This is a genomic window from Sorangium sp. So ce296, from assembly GCF_051529605.1.
GTDB classification, from domain to species: Bacteria; Myxococcota_A; Polyangia; order Polyangiales; family Polyangiaceae; genus Sorangium; species Sorangium cellulosum_D.
The window spans coordinates 858,395-879,942 of the sequence record NZ_CP150325.1 but is presented as its reverse complement, the minus strand read 5'-3'; the positions used below and the strand labels follow the sequence as shown (position 1 = coordinate 879,942).

General features: G+C 73.7%; 14 protein-coding genes. 10 read left to right on the top strand and 4 right to left on the bottom strand.

What is annotated here, in order from left to right; translation table 11 throughout:
* From WME98_RS03330 to WME98_RS03320, 3 genes are all read right to left on the bottom strand, one after another.
* Complete coding sequence (locus WME98_RS03330) at window positions 1–1,269, bottom strand: protein kinase domain-containing protein (RefSeq protein ID WP_437949925.1); 1,269 nt, start codon at window positions 1,267–1,269, stop codon at window positions 1–3.
* Window positions 1,157–2,380: a sigma 54-interacting transcriptional regulator gene (locus WME98_RS03325; RefSeq protein WP_437949924.1), complete on the bottom strand. Its 1,224-nt coding sequence runs from the start codon at window positions 2,378–2,380 to the stop codon at window positions 1,157–1,159. The genes WME98_RS03330 and WME98_RS03325 overlap by 113 nt, the downstream gene beginning before the upstream one ends.
* A gap of 177 nt (window positions 2,381–2,557) precedes the next feature.
* Window positions 2,558–3,145 carry a Uma2 family endonuclease gene (locus tag WME98_RS03320; protein WP_437949923.1) on the bottom strand — a complete coding sequence of 196 codons (588 nt, stop codon included), beginning with the start codon at window positions 3,143–3,145 and terminating at the stop codon, window positions 2,558–2,560.
* Between the two features lie 127 nt (window positions 3,146–3,272).
* Here WME98_RS03320 and WME98_RS03315 point away from each other — a divergent pair, with 127 nt between their 5' ends.
* The 10 genes from WME98_RS03315 to WME98_RS03270 all read left to right on the top strand — a co-directional run bounded on the left by WME98_RS03315 (window position 3,273) and on the right by WME98_RS03270 (window position 19,803).
* The gene (locus WME98_RS03315; protein ID WP_437949922.1) at window positions 3,273–7,919 is read left to right on the top strand and encodes an nSTAND1 domain-containing NTPase; all 4,647 of its coding nucleotides are present in this window, start codon (window positions 3,273–3,275) and stop codon (window positions 7,917–7,919) included.
* 195 nt (window positions 7,920–8,114) lie between these two features.
* Window positions 8,115–8,624 carry a hypothetical protein gene (locus tag WME98_RS03310; protein WP_437332102.1) on the top strand — a complete coding sequence of 170 codons (510 nt, stop codon included), beginning with the start codon at window positions 8,115–8,117 and terminating at the stop codon, window positions 8,622–8,624.
* A complete protein-coding gene (locus tag WME98_RS03305; protein ID WP_020738257.1) occupies window positions 8,621–8,998 on the top strand; it encodes a hypothetical protein in 378 nt (125 codons plus the stop codon). Before WME98_RS03310 ends, WME98_RS03305 begins: the two co-directional genes overlap by 4 nt.
* A gap of 16 nt (window positions 8,999–9,014) precedes the next feature.
* Window positions 9,015–11,519, top strand: a complete 2,505-nt coding sequence (locus tag WME98_RS03300) for a SpoIIE family protein phosphatase (RefSeq protein WP_437949921.1) — start codon at window positions 9,015–9,017, stop codon at window positions 11,517–11,519.
* A gap of 72 nt (window positions 11,520–11,591) precedes the next feature.
* Window positions 11,592–12,110, top strand: coding sequence for a hypothetical protein (locus WME98_RS03295; protein ID WP_437339544.1), 519 nt, complete (start codon window positions 11,592–11,594; stop codon window positions 12,108–12,110).
* Window positions 12,091–12,468 (top strand): hypothetical protein, encoded by a 378-nt coding sequence (locus WME98_RS03290; protein ID WP_437949920.1) that lies wholly within the window; start codon window positions 12,091–12,093, stop codon window positions 12,466–12,468. Before WME98_RS03295 ends, WME98_RS03290 begins: the two co-directional genes overlap by 20 nt.
* 16 nt (window positions 12,469–12,484) lie before the next feature.
* Complete coding sequence (locus tag WME98_RS03285; protein WP_437949919.1) at window positions 12,485–14,962, top strand: SpoIIE family protein phosphatase; 2,478 nt, start codon at window positions 12,485–12,487, stop codon at window positions 14,960–14,962.
* 223 nt (window positions 14,963–15,185) lie between these two features.
* The gene (locus WME98_RS03280; protein WP_437949918.1) at window positions 15,186–15,563 is read left to right on the top strand and encodes a hypothetical protein; all 378 of its coding nucleotides are present in this window, start codon (window positions 15,186–15,188) and stop codon (window positions 15,561–15,563) included.
* A 17-nt stretch (window positions 15,564–15,580) separates the two neighbouring features.
* On the top strand, window positions 15,581–18,055 hold the full coding sequence (locus tag WME98_RS03275; RefSeq protein WP_437949917.1) for a SpoIIE family protein phosphatase: 2,475 nt from the start codon (window positions 15,581–15,583) through the stop codon (window positions 18,053–18,055).
* Between the two features lie 236 nt (window positions 18,056–18,291).
* Window positions 18,292–19,803, top strand: coding sequence for a pyruvate kinase (locus tag WME98_RS03270; protein ID WP_437949916.1), 1,512 nt, complete (start codon window positions 18,292–18,294; stop codon window positions 19,801–19,803).
* Window positions 19,804–19,813: 10 nt separating this feature from the next.
* On the opposite strand, the gene WME98_RS03265 is transcribed toward WME98_RS03270, so the two are convergent.
* Window positions 19,814–21,007: an SGNH/GDSL hydrolase family protein gene (locus tag WME98_RS03265; RefSeq protein ID WP_437949915.1), complete on the bottom strand. Its 1,194-nt coding sequence runs from the start codon at window positions 21,005–21,007 to the stop codon at window positions 19,814–19,816.
* Window positions 21,008–21,548: the final 541 nt, after the last annotated feature.

Genomic DNA, 21,548 nt, shown 5'->3' with positions numbered 1-21,548 from the left:
TCACCGCATTGCCTGGAGGAGCTCCGGCCGATCACGCCGCGGAGGGCGCCATGCGGCCCGACGCCGATGCTCGCCCCGCGCGGCGCGCGCAGGGGTGCCGCGGGTGCCGCGGGTGGTGGCCGGATTTGAACATGTGTCCTCGGGAGGGGCCGAGCGCGCGCCCTGCGCCTGCTCCTCGGGCGGGGCGACCCGGAGCGAGGCGGCCTGCCCGCCCGCGCCGGCGCGAAAGGCCACGGCGGCGAGCCCGATCGCCGACGCCGCGGTGACGGCCGCACCGACCCGCCGCCAGCGGGGCCTGGGCGACGCACGGCCGCCCGCGGAAGCCGCGTCCGCCGCCGGCACCGACGGCCGCACGCCCACGGTCGTGGAGTCCAGCGTGATCGACAGCGCCGCCCGATCGCCCGGGAGCGTCGTGCTCGTCGCGCCGGCCAGCGGGGCCTCGCGGCCGAGCGGCAGGGTCGTGCCCGCCGCGTCCAGGGGCTCGCCCACCGCGGCCAGGCGGGGCTCCGCGTCCATATCGGCGATCACCGCCGCGAGCGCGGCCGCGAAGCTGCCGGCGGTCGGGAAGCGCTCTTCGGGGCGCCTGGCCATGGCGCGCGCGAGCAGTGCGTCGAGCGCGCGGACGGCGCTGGCCGGCAGCGCCAGCCCCTCGAGGCGCTGCGGCGCGTCGCGCAGGATGGCGCTCAAGACCGTGGCGGGGGCGCCGCTGCCGAAGGGGGAGCGGCCGGTGAGCAGCTCGAAGCCGAGGATGCCGAGCGAGAAGATGTCGCTGGCCGGGCCGAGCGGATCGCCGCGCAGCTGCTCGGGAGACATGTATGCGAGCGTGCCGACGATGCCGTCGGTGGACGCCTGGGCGAGCGCGCCCCGCGCGAGGCCGAAGTCCGCGACGAGCGCCTGCCCGTCGCGCCGCACCAGCACGTTCTCGGGCTTGAGATCGCGGTGGATGATCCCCTGGTCGTGCACCGCGGCGAGCCCGCTCGCCACCTGCTGGAGGAGCGAGAGCGCCCGCCTCGGCTCCAGGGCGCGCTCCAGGAGGACGGCCCGCAGCGTCTTGCCCTCGACGAGCTCCATCGTCAAAAAGCGCAGCCCGTCGGCCTCGCCCAGATCGAAGACGCGGCAGACGTTGGGGTGGGAGATCTTCCGCGCCAGCTTCAGCTCACGGCGGAAGCGCTCCACCACGACCGGCTCGCACGACGCGCCGGCGAGGAGGACCTTGACGGCGACCTCCTCGTCCACCGCGCGGTCCAGGGCGCGCCACACGGCGCCCATGCCGCCCGCGCCGAGCTGGGCGCGGAGCTCGAACCGACCGGCGATGACGTGCCCTGGGACGAGGGCGGCGACGGCGGCCGCGCCGGGGGCGGGGGGCGCGTGGGGGGCCGTCGATGCGCCGAGGACCGGTGGGGCGCCGGGCGCGGTCGGGATGTCGGACAGCTCGTGCTGCGGCATGATCAACCACGCAGACTACCCGAAAAGTGGGCTCGACCGGCAACGGTCGCGCTGCGCGGCGCGGCAGCGCTTGGGAGACCCGGTGAGATGGGTGAGGGGAGGAGCGGTGAGGTGGGCTGACGCGCCTCGGGCCGATGCTGCGCGGGGCCCGGCCGCCGACGCGGAGCACCTGGCGCTCCTCGAGCACGCGCAGCAGCTTGACCTGCGTGGCCTTGGGCAGCTCGCCCACCTCGTCGAGGAACACCGTGCCCCCGTCGGCGGCCTCGAACAGCCCAGGCTTCGCCTGCAGCGCCCCGGTGAAGGCGCCCTTCTCGTGCCCGAAGAGCTCGCTCTCCAGCAGCGTCTCCGACAGGGCCGCGCAGTTGAGCCCGAGGAAGGGCCCCCGCGCGCGGGCAGGCGAAGAGCGGCGGTGGATGGCCCGGGCCAGCACCTCCTTGCCGGTGCCGGTCTCGCCCAGCAAAAGGACGCTGATGAGGCCCGGGGCGGCGAGGGAAGCCTGCTCGTAGAGCGCGCGCATCGCCGGGTCCCGGAGGACGAGGTCGCCGCCGTCCGGCGGCGCGGCGGGGCGGCCAGGGCCGGCCGGAGGCGCGCTCACGGCCGCCTCGGCCAGGCGGACGACGATCAGGGCGGAGCCCAGGGTGATGCAGTCGCCCGGCGCGATCTCGATGGTCTGCCCGGAGACCTGCCGCATGTCCTCCGTCTTCCCTGTCTCGATGGGCAGGCGCGCCTGGTCGGCGCGCGCGGCGCGCACGGAGATCGGGTTGGTGCCGCCGAGATCCTCGATCCGGAGCGGGGGATCGAGGTGCAGGACGGCGTGCCGGCGCGAGACGGACGCGTGGTTGATGCAGATGCCGTTCTCGGAGGAGCGGCCGATCGAGACCGAGCCGCCCGGCGGCAGCGGGTGGACCACGACGGCGTCGCCGGCGAAGACCACGAGCTCCCGCGCCGCAGGAGAGCGCGGGTCCCCGGCCGCGGGGCGATCGCCCGCGGGCGCCGCCCCGGCCGGTGAATGACGGCCTGAACGATCCGATGTCACCGGGTCGTTCTACCACCAGCGCAGGCGCGCTGGGACCGGCGCGCGCTCGCGAGCCCCGTCGAGCGCGGGGCCGCCTCAGCGGGCCACGCCGGCGGCCTCGAACACGCCCCGGTACGCGTCGTCCACCCCGATGTCGCACCCCACCGACGAGAGCGCAGCGCGATCGCCGGGGCCATAGACCCGAAGCACCCAGCTCCCGTCGGCCTGGCGCGCGAAGACCTCGATGCGCGGCGCCTTCTGCGACGCCAGGACGACCTCCCGGATCGACGCCACGGTCTGGTAATGCGCGAACTTGTCGCCGCGGTCGTACGCCTCGCTCGAATCGGAGAGCACCTCGACCACGAGGACCGGATTCAGGAGCGTGTCGCGCCGCTCGTCCTCGAACTCGGGGCGGCCGCAGACGACGGAGCCGTCCGGGTAGACGTAGCGGTCCGCGGAGGGGATCTTGATGCGCATGTCGGAGCTCAGCGCGATGCACCCGCCCTCGCCCAGCGCGTTGCCGAGCAGCCGGCCGATGTTCGCGGCGACGGCGCTGTGCTCGAAGGTGCCGCCGGACATCGCGAAGATCTCGCCGGCGGCGTACTCGTGCCTCACCTCCGATGCGCGCTCGAGCTCGAGGTACTCCTCCGGCGAGAGCTTCCGTCGCGATGCCGCCACGCCCATGTGCGACAGTGTCGCGTGGCGGGCCGGAGATGTCCACGCGCAGCCGGGCGAGCCGCCGCGGGGGCGCCGGGGCGCAGGGCGCGGGACCGTCCACCTCTCCCGCCGCTTTTGATACCGTCGTCCGGCGATGGACCGCACGCTCGTCGACGAGGGCAGCTCCTCCCGCGACCCGGGCGTCGTGCCGCTGCCCCCGGGCGGGCTCGCGCACGTCCCCGGCGACGTGCTCGACCGCCGCTACCGGCTCCGCGTCCGGCTCGGCCGCGGCGGCTTCGGCGACGTGTGGCGCGCCGAGGAGCTCCTGCCCGACGGCGCCCCGTTCCGCGAGGTCGCCCTCAAGCTCCTCGTCTCGGACTTCGCCGACGCCGCGGACTGGGCCGACGAGGCCAAGCTCCTCGCCTCGTTCCGGCACCCCTCGCTCGTCACGATCTACGCCGCCGGCATCCTCCACGGCGCCCCGAGGACCCCGTTCGTCTCGATGGAGCTCCTCGAGGGCAGGAACCTCGCCGACCTCATCCGCTTCCGCCGCCGCATCCCCTGGCGCCGCGTCGTCGCCTGGGCCCGTGACGTCGCCGGCGCGCTCGACGTCATCCACGCGCGCGGCGTCGTCCACCTCGACCTCAAGCCCGCCAACCTGTTCCTCACCCAGGACGGCGCCCTCAAGGTCCTCGACTTCGGCATCTCGCGGCGCGCAGGCCCCTCGCCCGGCGGCCCCCTCTCGCGCGCCCCCGGCGCTCCCCCGGCCGTCAGCGTCGGCGGCGGCAGCGGCCGCGCCGCCGGCAGCGCCGACGGCGGCAGCGACGGCGCCGGCGGCGGCGACCTCGGCACCGCCGCCTTCCTCGCCGAGCGCGACGTCTACGCCTCCACCCGCCGCGCCTTCGTCGGCGCGGACAGCCCCGCCGCCGCGCGCAGCGTCATCGGCACGCCCGGCTTCATGGCCCCCGAGGTGCTCGAGATGGCCGAGCCCTCCGCCGCCACCGACGCCTACGCCCTCGCCGTCTGCATCGCGCAGCTCACGACCGGGCGCCTCCCGCACGCCGTGCCCGACGAGCCGGCCGACGGCTCCGACGCGGCGAGCGTCTCCGCCTGGTGGACCGAGCTCCGCGCCGCGACCCTGCGCGGCGCCATGCGCGACCTCGCGGCCGACCCGGCGCGCCTGCCGCGCGGCCTGCTCGCGCTCCTCCGGCGCCTGCTCTCGGTGGACCCCGCGCACCGGCGCGTCGCGCCGGGGCGGCTGAAGCAGCTGCTCGACGAGGTCTGGGAGCGCCCCCACGGCGTCCCGGACCGGCCGTACAAGGGGCTCGCCCCCCTCTCGGCCACCGACGAGGGGCTCCTGTTCGGGCGCGACGACGACATCGCGCGCCTCGGGCGCGAGCTCGAGTTCGAGCCGTGCCTCGTCCTCCAGGGGCCCCGCGGCTCCGGCAAGTCGTCGCTCGCCTCCGCCGGCCTCGTGCCCCACCTCGCCCGCCGCCACGCCGACCACAAGGACGACTGGATCGAGGCGCGCGTCAGCCCCGAAGGCGACCCGGACGGCGCACTCGCCCGCGCGCTCGCCGCCGTCTCCCCCGAGCTCGAGGCCGCCGACCTCGCCGCGCTCACCCGGTTCTGCATGGCGTCCGCCGTCGGGGTCGCGCTCGTCGTCGACCCGATCGCGCCCCTCGGCGACGGGCGGCTCGCCGCCCTCGTGGGCGCGCTCGCGACCGGCGAGGCGCGGCGCGGGCTCCGGCTCATCGGCGTGCTCGACGAGGCCGACGAGCGCGCCGCCGCCCTCCTCGCCTCGCCGGCCGGCGAGGGCCTCCGGGCGGCGCTGCGCTACGTGGGGCCGCCGGCCGCCGCCGCCGTGAAGGACCTCGTCGCCGGCCCCGCCAGGCTCGCCGGCGCCGAGGTGCGCGGCCTCGCCCAGGTCGAGGCCGAGGTGCGGCGCGAGCTCCGGAGCGGCGGCGCCGCCCTCTCGTTCGTGGCGCTCGCCCTCGCCGACTGGTGGGCCGCCGCGCGCGACGAGCGCGGCGCCCTCACCGGCGAGGCGTGGCAGGCCCTCGGCGGCGTGCGCGGCGCCCTCGCGCGGCACGCCGACGCCGCCGCCCTGGCCCTCACCCCGGAGGACCGCGCGATCGCCGACGAAGCGCTGCTCCGCCTCGGCGCCGTCGACGGGTCGCGCGTCCGCTGGGTCGAGGCGGAGCTCGTCGAGACCGTGGGCGCCCCGCCCGCCGACACGGCCCGGGTCCTCGGCGCCCTCGAGCGCGCGCGCCTGCTCGTCCGCCGCGACCTCCGGGTGGAGCTCGCCCACGAGGCGCTCGTCGCAGGCTGGCCGCACCTCGCGTCCACCCGCGCGCTGCACATGGACCGGCTCATCCTGCTCGAGCGGCTCCGCGAGGCCGCCGACGTGTGGGATCGCTCCGGCGAGAACCCCGATTTCCTGCTGCGCCGCGACCTGCTCGACCAGGTGAGCGCGGGCGCCGCCCTCGCCTCGCGGCTGCCGCGGCGCGAGCAGGCCCTCGTGCGCGAGAGCCTCCGGCGCGCCCGCCGCCAGCGCGCCAAGAAGCTCGGCGCGGCCGCGGCGCTCGGGCTCGCCGCCGCGTCGGCGTTCGCGGCGGAGCGGTGGGCCTCGGCGCGCCAGGCGAGCGCCGAGGCGGCGCGCCGCGCGGCCGAGGAGCGCGCCGACCTCGCCGAGCTCATCGGCAAGGCGCGCCGCACCGAGGACCCGTACCACCGCGCCGCGTGGATCGCCGCGGCGCTCTCCCGGCGCGCGGACGACGCGGCGCTGCCGCTCGACCTCGCGACCGCGGCCATGGGCCTGCCGCGCGCGCACTTCCTGACGGTCGACAGCGTGGTGGGCCCGGCGCTGCCGTGGGACGACCGCTGGGTCGTCGTTGGCGGCCCCGGCGGCGCCCTGCTCGTCGCCGACCTGCGCCCGCCCGACCCGGAGGTCATCGACGACGTCGCGCTCGACGTCGATCCGGAGAGCGTCGACCGCGCCAAGACGCCGCGCGTGATCGCGCTCCGGCCGCACGACGCGCCGCACGTCGAGCGCGTGCCGTTCGCGTTCGACACGGCGGTGGCGACGCGCTCGGTCACGGGCGAGGTCCGCGTCTTCCGGCTGCGGGAGGACGGCACGGTCGCGCTCGCCGCCATCGCGCCGGTGCGGTGCAGCAGCGCCGTGCACGCGGCCGAGGCGGCGCCCGTCCTCGCGTGCTCGACCGACGGCGGCATCGCGCGCTGGGACCTGCGGCGCGGCGGCGGCGCCGGCGCGGTCGACCGCCACCCGTTCCGCGGCAACGTGCTCGGCGTCTCGCCCGACGGCGCCCGCGTGGCGGCGGTGCTCGGGCGCCGGGCGCTGCTCTGGGGGCCGGAGGGCGGCGCGGGCGCCGAGATCACCCTGAGCGCGCCCGCCGTGCTCGGGCGCTTCAGCCCGCGCGACCCCGCGATCGCGCTCGTGCAGCAGAGCAGGACGTCGATCTACGCCTTCGACCGGCCCGAGGCGCCGCTCCTCGAGCTCGACACCGACCCGGCGCCCGCGTCGGCGCGCTGGGACGCGGGCGGGCTCGATCTGGGCGTCTGCGGCGGCGGCGGCAGCGTCTGGCACTACCTCCGGAAGGGCGGCCGCGCCCCGGGCGACGCGCCGCCCGAGGGCTCGCCGTGCGAGGCGCCCCCGGGCCAGCGCGCGCCGCGGCCGCTGCGCGCGCGCGGCGACGCGGCCGACATCGCCGAGCGCGACGTCGGCCCGCACGGGCTCGTCGGCGGGTGGCGGCTGCCGGACCGCCGCGTGCTCACGCGCGACCTCATCCTGTTCAGCCCGGGCCCGCCCGCCGCGGAGCGCTTCCTCCGGTTCGAGGGGCAGGGCCCGGCGGGCGGCGCGGAGGGCCGCGAGCCGGGCGCCTCGGCCGCCGCGGTGCTGCGGCGCGGGGGCGCGGTGGCCTTCCAGATCGGCGGCGAGGTGCGCCTCTACGACGAGGGGTCGCGGCGCCGCACGGCCGCGCGGCGGGGCCATCTGCTGCGCGCCTGCGACGACGGCCGCCTGCTCGCGTACCGCAAAGACGAGGGGGTGTGGACGCTGTTCGACGCGGCGACCGGGGCGACCGTCGAGGCGGTGCCGAGGGCGCCCGCGCTCGTGCTCGGCGTCGACGCCGCCTGCCGGACGCTGTTCACGCAGGAGCTCGACGGCAACCTCGTGGCGACGTCGCTCCGCGACCTGTCGTCGCGCACGATCGCGGTGACCGACGGCTACGTCTACGAGGCGCGCCCGAGCCCCGCGCGCGGCGGCGTGGGCCCGGGGCTGTGGCTCGCGTTCAGCTCGGGCGCGGTGGCGCGCATCGACGAGGCGCGGGGGGAGGTGCGGGTGCTCGGGTACGCGACGCCGCGGGCGACCGCGATCGCCGACGGCCCGCTGCCGGGCGACGTGGCGTTCGCGGACGCGACCGGCGTCGTCCTGGTCCGCCGCGCCGGCCTCGCGGAGCGGGTGCTCGAGGGCGTGAGCGGGGCGGAGTGGGAGGACCTGTCCGTGGCGCCGGACGGCAGGACGATGCTGCTCGCGTCGGCGGACCGGATCGCGGTGCTCGACCTGGAGCGGCGCGAGATCGTCGGCGCCATGCCGTCGGAGGGCCGCGAGCGGCTCGCGGCGTGGGACGCCGAGGGCTCGGCGCTCTCCTGGTCGTTCGGCCGCGTGGGCGGGCCGGTCGGCGTCGTGGTGCCCCGGGGCCTGCCGCTGGCCCAGCGCGTGGGCGAGGCGGTGTCGAACCTCAGGGCCGAGGGCAAGCGGCTCGTGGCGCGCCACGAATGACCGTGACCCGCGTCACGGATGTCACGGATGGCGCGGATGTCACGGATGTCACGGATGTCACGGATGTCACGGATGAAGATGCGGTATTTGGGACCGCCAAGGTAAAAACCTTGTAGGGCGCGCGCTCACCTCCGGGGCCGCGAGGGAGCAGAAGGGATTGGCTCCCGTCCGAGGACGCCGTACGCTGCGCCCATCGTGCCCGCGTCCGAACCGAGCCAGGGTGCCTCGCTTTTCCTCTGCATCACCTTCTTCCCGAGCGAGCGGATGGCCACCGCGGTGCTGCGTCTGGTGTCCAGTTTCTGCGCCATGGTGCTGGACGACGCGAACGTGAGCTCGCGGTTTTACATGGCCGCGCACGAGCTCGCCGAGAATATCACCAAGTATTCGACCGGCCCCCGCGTCAGCCTGGAGCTCGTGATGGAGGAGGCCGAGAGCTCTTGTATCCTGAAGATCCGCGCGCGAAACGAGGCCTCTCCGGAGCAGCTGCGCGAGGTGGAGAGGCGGCTCTTCGCGCTGAAGACCGCGAGCGACCCGGTGAAGCACTATGACGATCTCATCAGCGAGACGGCGATGCTCGAGGGGGTGTCGGGGCTCGGCCTCGCGCGGGTGCGCGCCGAGGGCGGGCTCGACGTGGACTACAAGATCGAAGGCAACGAGCTGACGATCACCGCGCACGCGCCGGTCGAGAGATGGAGGGCAGATTGAGCAGCTTGAAGGTCGAGTCGGTCGTTACGGACAGCTTCGGGATCGAGCCGAGCCTGCGGGAGGACACCCTCAGCGTCAAGCTCACCGGCACGGGCGACATGGCGGCCGCCGCGCCGCTCGGCTCCTATTTCAAGACCCTCCAGGCGGAGGTGATACGCCTGTCCGTGAGCGCCGTCGAGTTCGACGTGCGGGCCCTCTACTTCCTGAACTCGAGCTGTCTCAAGGCGTTCATCAGCTTCATCTGCGGGCTCGCGGGCCAGGGGCTCAAGTGCAAGATACAGTTCCTCACCGACGCGAAGCTCGGCTGGCAGCGGCGGAGCCTGACGGCGCTCGAGCGCATGTCCCCGGAGCTCGTCTCCATCGCCGATACCTGAGCCGAGAGCCAGAGGCATGAGCAAGAAGCGCCGGACGATCGCCCTCTTGATGGATTACGTACGAGGTGAGTACCAGTCCGAGGTGCGCTTCGGGGTCGAGCGCGCCGCCGAGGCGCACGACGTCAACCTCGTGATCGCCTTCGGCGAGACGCTCGCCTTGCCCGGGTCGCCCGGCGCGGCCCAGAACAGCATCTATCACCTCATCGGCCCGGAGACGGTCGACGGCGTCATCGTCGCCTCGACCACGCTGTGCCACCACGTCGGCGTCGACGGGATGCAGCGGTTCTGCCGGTCCTACGCGCCGCTGCCCGTCTGCAGCATCGGGGTGGCGATCGACGGCGTCCCGAGCCTCGTCGTCGACAACGCCCTCGGGATCGAGATGGCGGTCGGCCACATGGTCGAGCGCCACGGGCTCCGGCGCGTCGCGTGCATCGCCGGGCCGGCGAGCAACGAGGAGGCGGACGTGCGCTCCGGCGCCTACTGGCGGGCGCTCGCCGCCCGATCGCTGCCCGCCGACGAGCGCCTGTTCGCGTGCGGCGCGTTCACGATCGACTCCGGGCGCGCCGCCATGCGCGAGATCCTGGATCGCGGGGTGGAGCTCGACGCCGTGATCGCCGCCAACGACGCCATGGCCCTCGGCGCGATCGACGCCCTCCGGGCGCGCGGCCTCGACGTCCCGGAGGACGTCCTCGTGTGCGGCTTCGACGACGCGGTCATCGCGCGCTTCACGAAGCCGTCGATGTCCACGATCCGCCAGCCGATCAAGCGGCTCGGGGCGCGCGCCGTCGACACGCTGATGCGCATGATCGACGGCGCGCCGGTCCCGGACTGCGACCTCTTCCCGGTCGAGCTCACGCTGCGCGAGTCCTGCGGCTGCGGCAGCCCGGTGGGCGCGGCGGGCGCGCCCCTGAGCAGGGGGCCCCGCGCGGCGCCCCCGCCCGCCGGCGAGCGCGACGCGCTCTCGCGCGCCCTCGAGAAGAGCGTCGCGATCCCGGCGGGCTCGCTCCACGGCTGGGCCGGCGAGCTCCTGTCGGCGCTGGACGACGAGATCGCCGGCCAGGAGGGCCGGTTCCTGCGCGCCCTCGAGGCGATCCTCGACGCGGCGGGGCGCGAGGGCGCGAACCTGGAGCACTTCCAGGGCGTCGTCACGCTGCTCCGCGAGCGGCTCGGCCGCCGGCCCGACGGCCGGCGCGACGGGGCGCTGGAGGAGACGCTCGAGCAGCTCTGGCACGCCGCGCGCGTGCTCGTCGCGGGCGCGTCCGTGCGGGCCGAGGGGCAGCAGCGGCTCAGCGTGGAGCTCGCGTCGCTCTACCTCAGCTGGAGCTCGCGGAGCTTCTCGACCTGCCTGAGCCTGCCCGTCCTGCGGCGCATGATGGCGTCGGAGCTGCCGCGGATGCAGTTCTCGCGGGTCGCGGTGTCGCTCTACGACGACCCGCACCGCGCCACCATGGTGCCGCTCTTCCTGATGAAGGACGGCCTAGAGGTCGAGCCGCCGCCCGCGAGCTTCCCGGCCCGCCGCCTCGCGCCCGAAGGGTTTCTGGGCGACGGGGAGCGAAGGAGCGTGATCGCGCTGTCGGTCGCGTTCGGCGACGCGGAGAAGTTCGGCGTCGCGGTGCTCAACAGCGGCGCGAACGAGCTTGTCTATGACGCGCTGCGCCTCCAGATCGGCTCTGCGGTCAAGGCCGCGGCGCTGCACTGGGAGGTCGTCCGGCAGGTGGAGCTGCGCGAGCGGCTGGAGCAGGAGAAGGTCCGCCAGGAGAGCGCCGTCGCGGCGCGGATCCAGACCACGCTGGTGCCGGCGCAGCTCGCGGTCGAGGGGCTCGAGCTCGCCGCGGTCATGAAGCCGGCGGCCACGGTCGGGGGCGACTACTACGATGTCATCGCGACGCCCGAGGGCGGGTGGCTCGGGATCGGCGACGTCGCCGGGCACGGGCTCGCGGCCGGGCTCGTGATGCTGATGATCCAGAGCATGATCTCGGCCCTGACGCGCACCGACCCGAACGCCAGCCCGAGCGACATCCTCTCCGCGGTCAACGCGGCGGTCTACGAGAACGTCCGCAGCCGGCTGAAGCGGGACGAGCACGCGACGCTCTTGCTCCTCCGGTACGAGCGGAGCGGCCGGGTGACGTTCGCGGGGGCGCACGACGACATCATCGTGTGGCGCGCGCGCACCCGCCGCTGCGTGTGCATCCAGAGCTCGGGCGTCTGGATCGGCGCGCTGCCCGCCATCGACGCGATGACGCGAGACGCCGAGTTCTCCCTGGAGGACGGCGACATCCTCGTGCTGTACAGCGACGGCGTGACGGAGGCGCGCAACTGCCACCGGGAGCAGTTCGGCCTCGAGCGGCTGTGCTCTACCATCGAGTCTTCCCAGCACGCCCCGTCCGACGCGATCCGCGACCGGATCCTGAGGGAGGTCGAGGGCTGGTGCCCGAGCCCCGATGACGACATCACGGTCGTCGTGGCGAGGTACAGCGCGCCCCGGGCGCTCTCGCTCCAGTCCGCCGGCTTTCCTACATGAGCGCTACCCCACGCGAGGGCGGAAGGGACTGGATTCGGGCCGAGAACCACGTAGGATGCGTCAATCGTGCCAGTGTCCGAACCGAGCAGCAGCGGGTCACTGTTCCTGTGCATCACGTTCTATCCGACCGAGCGCATGGCGGGCAGCGTGCTCCGCCTGGTGTCCAGCTTCTGCAGCATGGTGCTCGACGACCCGAACGTGAGCTCGCGGTTCTACATGGCCGCGCACGAGCTCGCGGAGAACGTCATCAAGTACTCCTCCGGCCCGCGGGTCAGCCTCGAGCTCGCGCTGGAGGAGAGCGAGAGCTCGTGCGTCATGAAGATCTGCGCGCGCAACGAGGCCTCTCCGGAGCGGCTGCGCGAGGTGGAGAGGCGGCTGTTCGAGCTGAAGACAGCGACGGATCCGGTGAAGCATTATGACGACCTCATCTGTGAGACAGCGATGGTAGAAGGGGTGTCGGGGCTCGGCCTCGCGCGGGTGCGCGCCGAGGGCGGGCTCGACGTGGATTACAAGATCGAGGGCAACGAGCTGACGATCATCGCGCACGCGCCGGTCGGGAGGTGGAGGGGGGATGAGCGCCTTAAGGGTTGAGCCCGTCGTCACGGACAGCTTCGGGGCCGAGCCGGTCCTGAGGGAGGACACCCTCACCGTCAAGCTCACCGGCACGGGCGACATGGCGGCGGTCGCGCCGCTCGGCTTCTTCCTCAAGGAGCTCCAGTCCGAGGCGCTGCGCCTGCGCGTCGGCGCCGTCGCGTTCGACGTGAGGGCCCTTTATTTCCTGAACTCGAGCTGTCTCAAGGCGCTCATCAGCTTCATCTCCGGTGTCGCGGGCCAGGGGCTCAGGTGCAAGATCGAGTTCCTCACCGACGCGCGGCTCGGGTGGCAGCGGCGGAGCCTGACGGCGCTCGAGCGCATGTCTCCGGAGCTCGTCTCCATCGCCGATGCCTGACCGAGAGCCGCGGGCCATGAGCAAGAAGCGCCGGACGATCGCCCTCCTGATGGATTACGTGGGCGGGGACTACCAGTCCGAGGTGCGCTTCGGGGTCGAGCGCGCCGCCGAGGCGCACGACGTCGATCTCCTGGTCGCCTTCGGCGAGACGCTCGCGCTGCCCGGGGAGACGGCCGCGGCCCAGAACAGCATCTATCACCTCATCGGCTCGCAGACGGTCGACGGCATCATCATCGCGTCGGCCACCCTGTGCCATCACATCGGCATCGAGGGGATGCGGGAGTTCTGCCGCGCTTACGCGCCGTTGCCCGTCTTCAGCATCGGGATGGCGATAGAGGGCATCCCGAGCCTCATCGTCGACAACGCCTTCGGGATCGAGCTCGCGGTCGCGCACATGGTCGACGCCCACGGGCGCCGGCGCGTCGCGTACATCGGCGGTCCCGCCAACAACGAGGAGGCGAAGGCGCGGGCCGACGCGTACTGGAGCGCGCTCGCGGCGCGCGGCGCGCCGCTCGACGAGCGCCTCTTCGCGCTCGGCGCGTTCACGATCGACAGCGGCAGGACCGCCATGCGCGAGCTGCTCTCGCGCGGGGGCGACCCGGACGCCGTGGTCGCCGCCAACGACAAGATGGCCCTCGGGGCCATGGAGCTGCTCAAGGAGCTCGGGATCCGCGTCCCGCAGGACATCCTCATGTCCGGCTTCGACGACGCGGTCATCGCGCGCTTCTCCAAGCCGTCGCTGACCACCGTCCGCCAGCCCATGAAGCGGCTCGGGGCCCTCGCGGTGGACAGCTTGGTGCGCATGCTCGACGGCGAGGAGGTCGAGGACGTGGGGCTCCTGGAGGTCGAGCTGACGTGCCGCGAGTCCTGCGGCTGCGGCGTCCAGGCGAGCGCCTCGCTCCCGCCGCCGGGCAGCTCGACGCGGGGCGGGGCGTCGCTGATCGCCGGACAGCGGGAGTCGCTGGAGCGCGCGCTCCGGCGGAGCGTGTCGATCCCGACCGGCTCGCTCGACGGCTGGCCCGGCGATCTCCTGTCGGCGCTGGAGGACGAGCTCGCGGGGAAGGAGGGCCGCTTCCTGTACGCGCTCGAGGCGCTCCTCGACGCGGCGGGGCGGGCGGGGGCGATCCTCGATCACTTCCAGGGCGCGATCGCGGTGCTCCGCGAGCGGCTCCTCCGGCCGGCCGAGGACGGCGGCGCCCTCCACGACGCCCTCGAGCGGCTCTGGCACGCCTCGCGCATCGTCATCGGGAGCGCGTCGGTGCGCGTCGAAGGCGAGCGGCGCCTCAACGTGGAGCTCGCGTCGACGTACCTCAGCTGGAGCGCGCGGAGCTTCTCGACCTGCCTGAGCCTGCCGATCCTGAAGCGCGTCATGGCGTCGGAGCTGCCCGCCCTCGGGTTCTCGCGCGTCGCCGTGTCGCTGTACGACAGCGCGCCGGACGCGCAGGAGACCACCATGAAGGCGCTCTTCCTCATGGAGGGCGGCCGCGAGGTGGAGCCGCCGCCCGCGAGCTTCCCGGCCTGGCTCCTCGCGCCCGAGGGGTTCCTGAGCGGGGGAGAGCGCAACACCATGATCGCGATCCCGGTCGCCTTCGGCGATCTCGAGAAGTTCGGCGTCGCGGTGCTCAACAGCGGCGCGCACGAGCTTGTCTATGACGCGCTGCGCCTCCAGATCGGCTCCGCGGTCAAGGCCGCGGCGCTGCACCGGGAGATGATCCGGCAGGTGGAGCTGCGCGAGCGGCTGGAGCAGGAGAAGGTCCGCCAGGAGAGCGTCGTCGCGGCGCGGATCCAGACCACGCTGGTCCCGGATCGGCTCTCGGTCGAGGGGCTCGAGCTCTGCGCCGTCATGAAGCCGGCGGCCGCGGTCGGCGGCGACTATTACGACGTGCTCGCGACCGCCGAGGGCGGGTGGCTCGGGATCGGCGACGTCGCGGGGCACGGGCTCGCGGCGGGGCTCGTGATGCTGATGATCCAGAGCATGGTCTCGGCCCTGACGCGCCGGGACCCGGGGGCGAGCCCGGCCCGGCTGATCTCGGCGGTCAACGCCGCGGTGTACGAGAACGTCCGCGGCCGGCTGCTGCGGGACGAGCACGCGACGCTGCTGCTCCTCCGGTACGAGCGGAGCGGCCGGGTGACGTTCGCGGGGGCGCACGACGACATCATCGTGTGCCGCGCGCGCACCCGCCGCTGCGTGTGCATCCAGAGCACGGGCGTCTGGATCGGCGCGCTGCCCACCATCGACGCGCTGACAAGAGACGACGAGCTCTTCCTGGAGGACGGCGACGTCCTCGTGCTGTACAGCGACGGGGTGACGGAGGCGCGCGACGCCCACCATGAGCAGTTCGGCCTCGAGCGGCTCTGCACCGCCGTCGAGTCGGCCCAGTCCGCGCCCGTCTCGGCCATCCGCGATCGGATCTTGAACGAGGTCGAGGGCTGGTGCCCGAGCCCGGACGACGACATCACCATCGTCGTGGCGAGGTACCGCGCGCCCCAGTAGCCCCGGCGCTCGCGGTCGCGGGTTTGGTCACAGGATCGTACGGCGGACCCATGGGGATTGGCTCCACTGCGAGAACCACGTACGCTGGTCGGGCCGTGTCAGCCTCCGGACCGAGCCAGGGCCGCTCACCGTTCTCGCGCGTCACGCTCTTTCGGAGTGAACGGATGGCCAGCGCGGCGGTGCGGTCGCTCGCCGCGCGCGCCGGTCGGGAGATGGAGGGTCGATGAGCAGCTTGCGGGTTGAGCCTGTCGTCACGGACAGCTTCGGGATCGAGCCGAGCCTGAGGGGCGACGCCCTCAGCGTCAGGCTCAGCGGGACAGGCGACATGGCGGCGGCGCCGCCGCTCGGCATCTGCCTCAAGGACCTCCAGGTGGAGGTCGTGCGCCTCTCCATCCCGGCCGTCGAGTTCGACGTGAGGCCCCTTTATTTCCTGAACTCGAGCTGTCTGAAGGCGTTCATCAGCTTCATCTGCGGCCTCGCGGGCCAGGGCGCGAAGAGCAAGGTGGTGTTCGTCACGGACGCGCGGCTCGGCTGGCAGCGGCGGTGCCTGGCGGCGATCGAGCGCATGTCCCCGGAGCTGGTCTCGATCGTGGACGCCTGAGCCGGGGGCCCGAGGACATGACGAAGCGCCGGACGATCGCCCTCGTGATGGATTATCTGCGCGGAGAGTACCAGTCCGCGATGCGGGTCGCGATCGAGCGCGCGGCCGAGGCGCACGACGTCAATCTCGTGATCGCCGTCGGCGAGGTGCTGACCGGCCACAGCCCCTCCGAGGTCGCCCAGCGGACCATCTACCACCTCGTCGGCCCGGAGGCGGTCGACGGCGTCGTGATCGCCTCGCCGACGCTCGGCAATTATGTCGGCGTCGAGGGGGTGCAGCGCTTCTGTGACTATTACGCGCCGCTGCCCGTGTGCAGCATCGGGATCCCGATCCCCGGCGTGCCGAGCATCCTCGTCGACAACGCCCTCGGGATCGAGATGGCGGCGGGCCACCTGCTCGACGACCACGGCTGCCGGCGCCTCGCCTACATCGGCGGTCCGGACAGCAACGGAGAGGCGCGGCTCCGCGCCGAGGCGTTCCGGAGGGCGCTCGCCGCGCGCGAGCTGCCCTGCGACGAGCGCCTCGTCGCGGCCGGCGAGTTCACGATCGAGACCGGCCGGGCCGCGATGGCCGAGATCCTGGCCCGCGGGGTCGAGCTCGACGCGGTGGTCGCCGCCAACGACAACATGGCCCTCGGCGCGATCGAGGTCCTGATGGCGGCCGGCCGCGCCGTCCCGCGGGACGTCCTCGTGTGCGGCTTCGACGACGTCGGCGTGGCGCGGTACGCGAAGCCGTCGCTCACCACGGTGCGCCAGCCGATCAAGCGGCTCGGGGAGCTCGCGCTCGAGACGGTCCTGCGCATGCTCGACGGCGAGCGCGTCCCCGAGCGGACCACGCAGGAGATCGAGCTCACGCGGCGCGAGTCGTGCGGCTGCTCGTACCAGGCCGTCGTCTTCATGCGACCGGTCACGGACCCGCCGCCGCGCCTCGGTGCGCTCTCGCTCGGCGGCCGCCGCGACGAGCTGGAGCGCGCGCTGGAGCGCGCCGTGGGCGTCTCGGCGGCGTCGCTCGCCGGCTGGTCCGGCGAGCTCCTGTCGGCGCTGGAGGAGGAGCTCGAGGGGACCGAGGGGCGCTTCTTGCACGTGCTGGAGCGGCTGCTCGACGCGGCGGCGCGCGAGGGGGTGTTCCTCGACCTGTTCCAGGGCGTGATCAGCCTGCTGCGCGCGCGGCTCCGCCGGCCCGCCGTGGACCCGGTCGGGGCCGCCGCGAACGAGACCCTGGAGCAGCTCTGGCACGCGGCCCGCATCCTCATCGGGAGCGCGTCCGTGCGCGCCGAGGGGCGCCATCGCCTCGACGTCGAGGTCGCCTCGATCGGCCTGAACTGGAGCGCGAGGTGGTTCTCGACGTCCCTGAGCCTCCCCCTCTTCCGGCGGATGCTGGCCTCGGAGATGCCGAGGCTGCTCTTCACGCGCGTCGCCGTCTCGCTCTACGACGACGCCCAGCGCGACACCCTGAAGACGCTCTTTCTGATGCAGGACGGCCGCGAGGTGGAGCCGCCCGAGGAGAGCTTCCCGGTGCACGCCCTCGCGCCGCCCGGGTTCCTGAGCTCGCGCGAGCGCAGGAGCACCGTCGTGATGCCGATCATCTTCGGCGACGCCGACTATTTCGGGATCATCGCGCTCAACAGCGGCGTGAACGAGATGGTGTACGACGCCATGCGGCTCCAGGTCGGCTCCGCGGTGAAGACGGTGTCGCTGCACCGGGAGATGGTCCGCCAGGTGGAGCTGCGCGAGCGGCTGGAGCAGGAGAGCGAGCGGCAGGAGACGGCGCTCGCGGCGCGGCTCCAGACCACGCTGGTGCCGGAGCGGCTCGAGGTCGAGGGGCTGGAGCTCAGCGCGATCATGACGCCGGCCGCCGAGGTGGGGGGCGATTATTACGATGTCATCCCGACGCCCGGGGGCGGGTGGCTCGGGATCGGCGACGTCGCGGGGCACGGGCTCGCGGCGGGGCTCGTGATGCTGATGATCCAGAGCATGGTCTCGGCGCTGACGAGCCGGGAGCCTGGCGCGAGCCCGAGCGAGCTGCTCGCGGCGCTCAACAAGGCGGTGTTCAAGAACGTCCGCGACCGGCTGAAGCGGGACGAGCACGCGACGCTCTTGCTCCTCCGGTACGAGCGGAGCGGCCGGGTGACGTTCGCTGGGGCGCACGACGACATCATCGTGTGCTCGGCGCGGACGCGGCGGTGCGTGTGCATTCCGAGCTCGGGTGTCTGGGTCGGCGTGCTGCCCGCCATCGACGCGGCGACGCGGGACGCCGAGTTCTTCCTGGAGGACGGGGACGTCCTCGTGCTCTACAGCGACGGCGTGACGGAGGCCCGCAACGCGCACCGCGAGCAGTTCGGGGTGGAGCGGCTCTGCGCCGCCATCGAGGCCGCCCAGGCCGCGCCCGTCGAGGCGATCCGCGACCGGATCCTGAGGGAGGTCGAGGGCTGGTGTCCGAGCCCCGACGACGACATCACGGTGGTCGTGGCGCGGTACCGCGCGCCCGCGTAGCGGCCCGGGGGGGCCGCCGCCGCGGCGCTGTGTGCCGCCGCCGCGGCGCTGTCGCCGGGTGACGGCTCTGTGACGGCGCCGCGGAGGGGCGGTGACGTCCTCTTCTCACCGGAGCTCCGGGGCGCGGCGGCGCTGGACTGCCTCGGGGCGCGGTGCTGGACTCGCCGGGGCGCCGCGCGGTGCGGCGCGCTGCAGCGGACGCGAGGATCCGCGCACTCCAGCCGAGAGATCGCGACATGGCTTATCCCGACCCGCAGGTAGTTGAGCAGGCCCTCGCCGCCGTGGAGGCGCTGCGCGCGAGCGCCGTCGAGCACGAGCAGCGCTACCGGCCGCTGCTCGAGGCGGTGCACCCGCAGCATCGGGCGGGGGCGACGAACCTGCTCCACTACCTCGCCGTCCGGCAGCAGGACATCCGCGGCCTCCAGCGGCGGCTCGCCGCGCTGGGCTTGAGCTCCCTGGGCCGGCTCGAGAGCTGCACGCTGGCGTCCCTGGACGCGGTGCTCGGCGCGCTCGACGCGCTCGCGCGGCGCCCCGAGCCGCGGGCGCCCGGCGAGTGCCCCACCTCGTTCGAGTCGGGGGCCGCGCTGCTCGAGGAGCACGCGCGGGCGCTGCTCGGCGAGGGGAGGGAGGGGCGCCAGACGCGGGTGATGGTCACGCTGCCCGAGGACGCGCGGAAGGGCGAGCTGAAGAGGCTGCTCGAGGGCGGCATGGATATCGCGCGGATCAACTGCTCGAAGGGGGACGCGGACGGGTGGGCGGAGCTCATCGCGCGGCTGCGGAAGGCGGGGCAGGAGACCGGGATCGCCTGCAAGGTGCTCTGCGACATCTCCGGGCCCAACCCGCGCGTGAGCAAGATCGGCGGGGGGTCGGCGCGCGTGGCGCTCCCGGAGTCGGGCGAGCGGCCGAAGCTCTGGCTGTGCAAGGACGTGAAGGACGCGAAGAGGGCGCGCGCCGCGGCGGGCGACGCCGACGTCGAGGAGGCGCTCGCCGTGAGCTGCACGATCCCGGAGGTCATCGACGACCTCCGGCCCGGGCACCGGGTGTTTTACGACGACGGGCGGCTGGGCGGCACGGTCGAGCGGGTGACCGAGGGGGCCGCGCTGGTGGAGGTGGATCTCGCGCGCCAGGGTGGGGTGAAGCTGAAGCCGGGAAAGGGGCTGAACTTCCCGGACACCGAGCTCGGGATTGCGTCGCTCACGCCGAAGGATCTCGAGGATCTCGACTTCATCGCGCGCAACGCCGACATGGTGGGGCTGTCGTTCGTCAGGTCTCCTTCCGATGTGGAGCGGCTCCAGGAGGAGCTCGCCGCGCGCGGGGCGGCGCACCTCGGGATCGTGCTGAAGATCGAGACGACCCCTGCGTTCCGGCAGTTCCCGCGGCTGCTGCTCGCGGCGATGCGCAGCGAGCACGTGGGGGTGATGCTCGCGCGCGGCGACATGGCCGTCGAGATGGGTTTCGTGCGGCTGGCGGAGGTCCAGGAGGAGCTTTTGTGGCTCTGCGAGGCCGCGCTGGTCCCGGCGATCTGGGCGACGCAGGTGCTCGAGAGCCTGAACAAGACGGGGGTGCCGACGCGCGGGGAGGTGACGGACGCGGCGATGAGCTCGCGGGCGGAGTGCGTGATGCTGAATCAGGGCGAGAACATCGTGGCGACGGTGGCGTTCGTGGTCGACGTGCTGAAGCGGATGCACGAGCACCAGGACAAGAAGCGGGCGCTGATGCGGCCGCTCAGCGTGTCGCGGATGGATTGAGGCAGACCGGCTACTTGAAGATCGAGAGGGGCACGGCGTTCGCCATCGCCTCGTGGCCGGCGTCGTTGGGGTGCAGGTGGTCGCCGCTGTCGAACGAGGCGAGGATCTTCGTGGGCTGCTCCGGGTCACGCACGGCGGCCTCGAAATCGATGACCCCGTCGTAGGAGGTGTTGCCGCGGATCCACGCGTTGACCTCCTGGCGTACGGCCTCCCCCTCGGGCGTATAGTAGGGCGGGAACGCTTCCTCGAACGGCAGGAGCGTGCCGACGAACGCCTTGACACCCCTCGCTCTCGCCTTGTCGGCGAGCGACTCGAGCCCGTCGATCAGCTGGGCGGCGGTCACCTTCTCGGCTTCCCCCAACAAGCCCGGCATGCCGATGTCGTTGATCCCGATCAAGACGATGGCGTGCGTCACGCCCGGCGTCCCCAGCACGTCGCGCTCGAAGCGCGACACGGCGCTCGGACCGATGTTGTCCCGGAGCAGCCTGTTCCCGCCGAGGCCCTGGTTGACGACCGCGACCGTCCGCGTCTCCGGATCCGCCTGGAGCCGCGCGAAGAGCCGATCCGAGTAGCGCTTGTCGGCGTCGATCGTCGATGTCGAGCCGTCCGTGATCGAGTCGCCGAACGTGACGACGACCTTCTGGGGCTCCGTGGACTCGACGTCGACGCCCGCGAGCCAATACGTGGACGTGATGTTGGCCGGTGACGTCAATGCCTCGCTCGCCGCCTGGTTCCCCGTGGCGACCGCGTGCGTCGTGAAGGAGAACGGGTGCCACGTCGCGGGCTCCGACGTCGCCGCGCTGTAGATGCTCACGATGAGGCGGTCGCCCGTGCTCACCGCGAGCTCCACGCCGTCGCTCACCGCCTCGCTGGCCGGCGGTATCGACGCGCTCGGCTGGCCGGAGAACTGGACCCGCCGGTCGGTGCCCGGCGCCGAGACGAAGGGCGAGGCCTCTTTCGCCACGCGGACCTCGGCGAGCTCCAGCGGCTGGGTCCCGAAGAGGTTCGAGAGCCGCAGCCGGACCCGATCGCCGGAGGCGGTGACGACGAGCCGCTGGCGCAAGGTCTCGTCGGCGAAGCTACGCGGCGTCGTGTCGGGGAACGGCGAGTCCGGCCCTTGCATCGTCGTCCCCCACGCGGCTGTCCAGCTCGCGACGGGCACCTCGTCGTCGCCGCCGCAGCCGGCGGCGGCGAGGGTCAACACAAACGCTCCCAGGGTCGCCCGACGGGTCAATTTCAAACCGATCATCACGCATCTCCTCCACGCACGAGCAGGTCATTTACCTCGGGTTGCGGCTCTTTGCCCGCGCCATATGCGCTACGCGAAGCCGGGCTCCGGGGGTTATCGACCGGGTTGACGACCCTGGCCTCACTGGCGCGACGAACGACCGCCGGCGGGATCGACAGGGCGAGACATTTTTCGCGACCCCGCGCGGCGCACCGCCGGGGCCTGGCCCGGCCGCCATGCTCCCGGCCAGCGGCGTTTGGAGCCGTTCCGCTGTAGGTGTACGTAGGTCGCTGGGATTCTGCCTGGCGCGAAGCGCTCCACGCGAGCGACGTCATGCTGCGGTCATCGGCCTCGGTGAGCGCCTCGGCGAGCTCCGCGTCGCTCGTGCTCGCGCGCGGGGCAGCCTCCGTCTGCGCAGCCGCGGTACGCTGGCCTTCAGGAGCCGGTTCGGCCATGGTGCTGGTCGCGGCGCCGTCGGTGGCGGCGTCTCGCCTGCGCCCGCCACGGGGCGCATGTC

Bases quoted from the DNA above. Each gene is read 5' to 3' on its own strand.
- WME98_RS03280 (WP_437949918.1), top strand. From the start codon at position 15,186: ATGAGCAGCTTGCGGGTTGAGCCTGTCGTCACGGACAGCTTCGGGATC.
- WME98_RS03330 (WP_437949925.1), bottom strand. From the start codon at position 1,269: ATGGGCGCCGTGTGGCGCGCCCTGGACCGCGCGGTGGACGAGGAGGTC.
- WME98_RS03300 (WP_437949921.1), top strand. From the start codon at position 9,015: ATGAGCAAGAAGCGCCGGACGATCGCCCTCTTGATGGATTACGTACGA.
- WME98_RS03315 (WP_437949922.1), top strand. From the start codon at position 3,273: ATGGACCGCACGCTCGTCGACGAGGGCAGCTCCTCCCGCGACCCGGGC.
- WME98_RS03285 (WP_437949919.1), top strand. From the start codon at position 12,485: ATGAGCAAGAAGCGCCGGACGATCGCCCTCCTGATGGATTACGTGGGC.
- WME98_RS03320 (WP_437949923.1), bottom strand. From the start codon at position 3,145: ATGGGCGTGGCGGCATCGCGACGGAAGCTCTCGCCGGAGGAGTACCTC.
- WME98_RS03290 (WP_437949920.1), top strand. From the start codon at position 12,091: ATGAGCGCCTTAAGGGTTGAGCCCGTCGTCACGGACAGCTTCGGGGCC.
- WME98_RS03275 (WP_437949917.1), top strand. From the start codon at position 15,581: ATGACGAAGCGCCGGACGATCGCCCTCGTGATGGATTATCTGCGCGGA.
- WME98_RS03270 (WP_437949916.1), top strand. From the start codon at position 18,292: ATGGCTTATCCCGACCCGCAGGTAGTTGAGCAGGCCCTCGCCGCCGTG.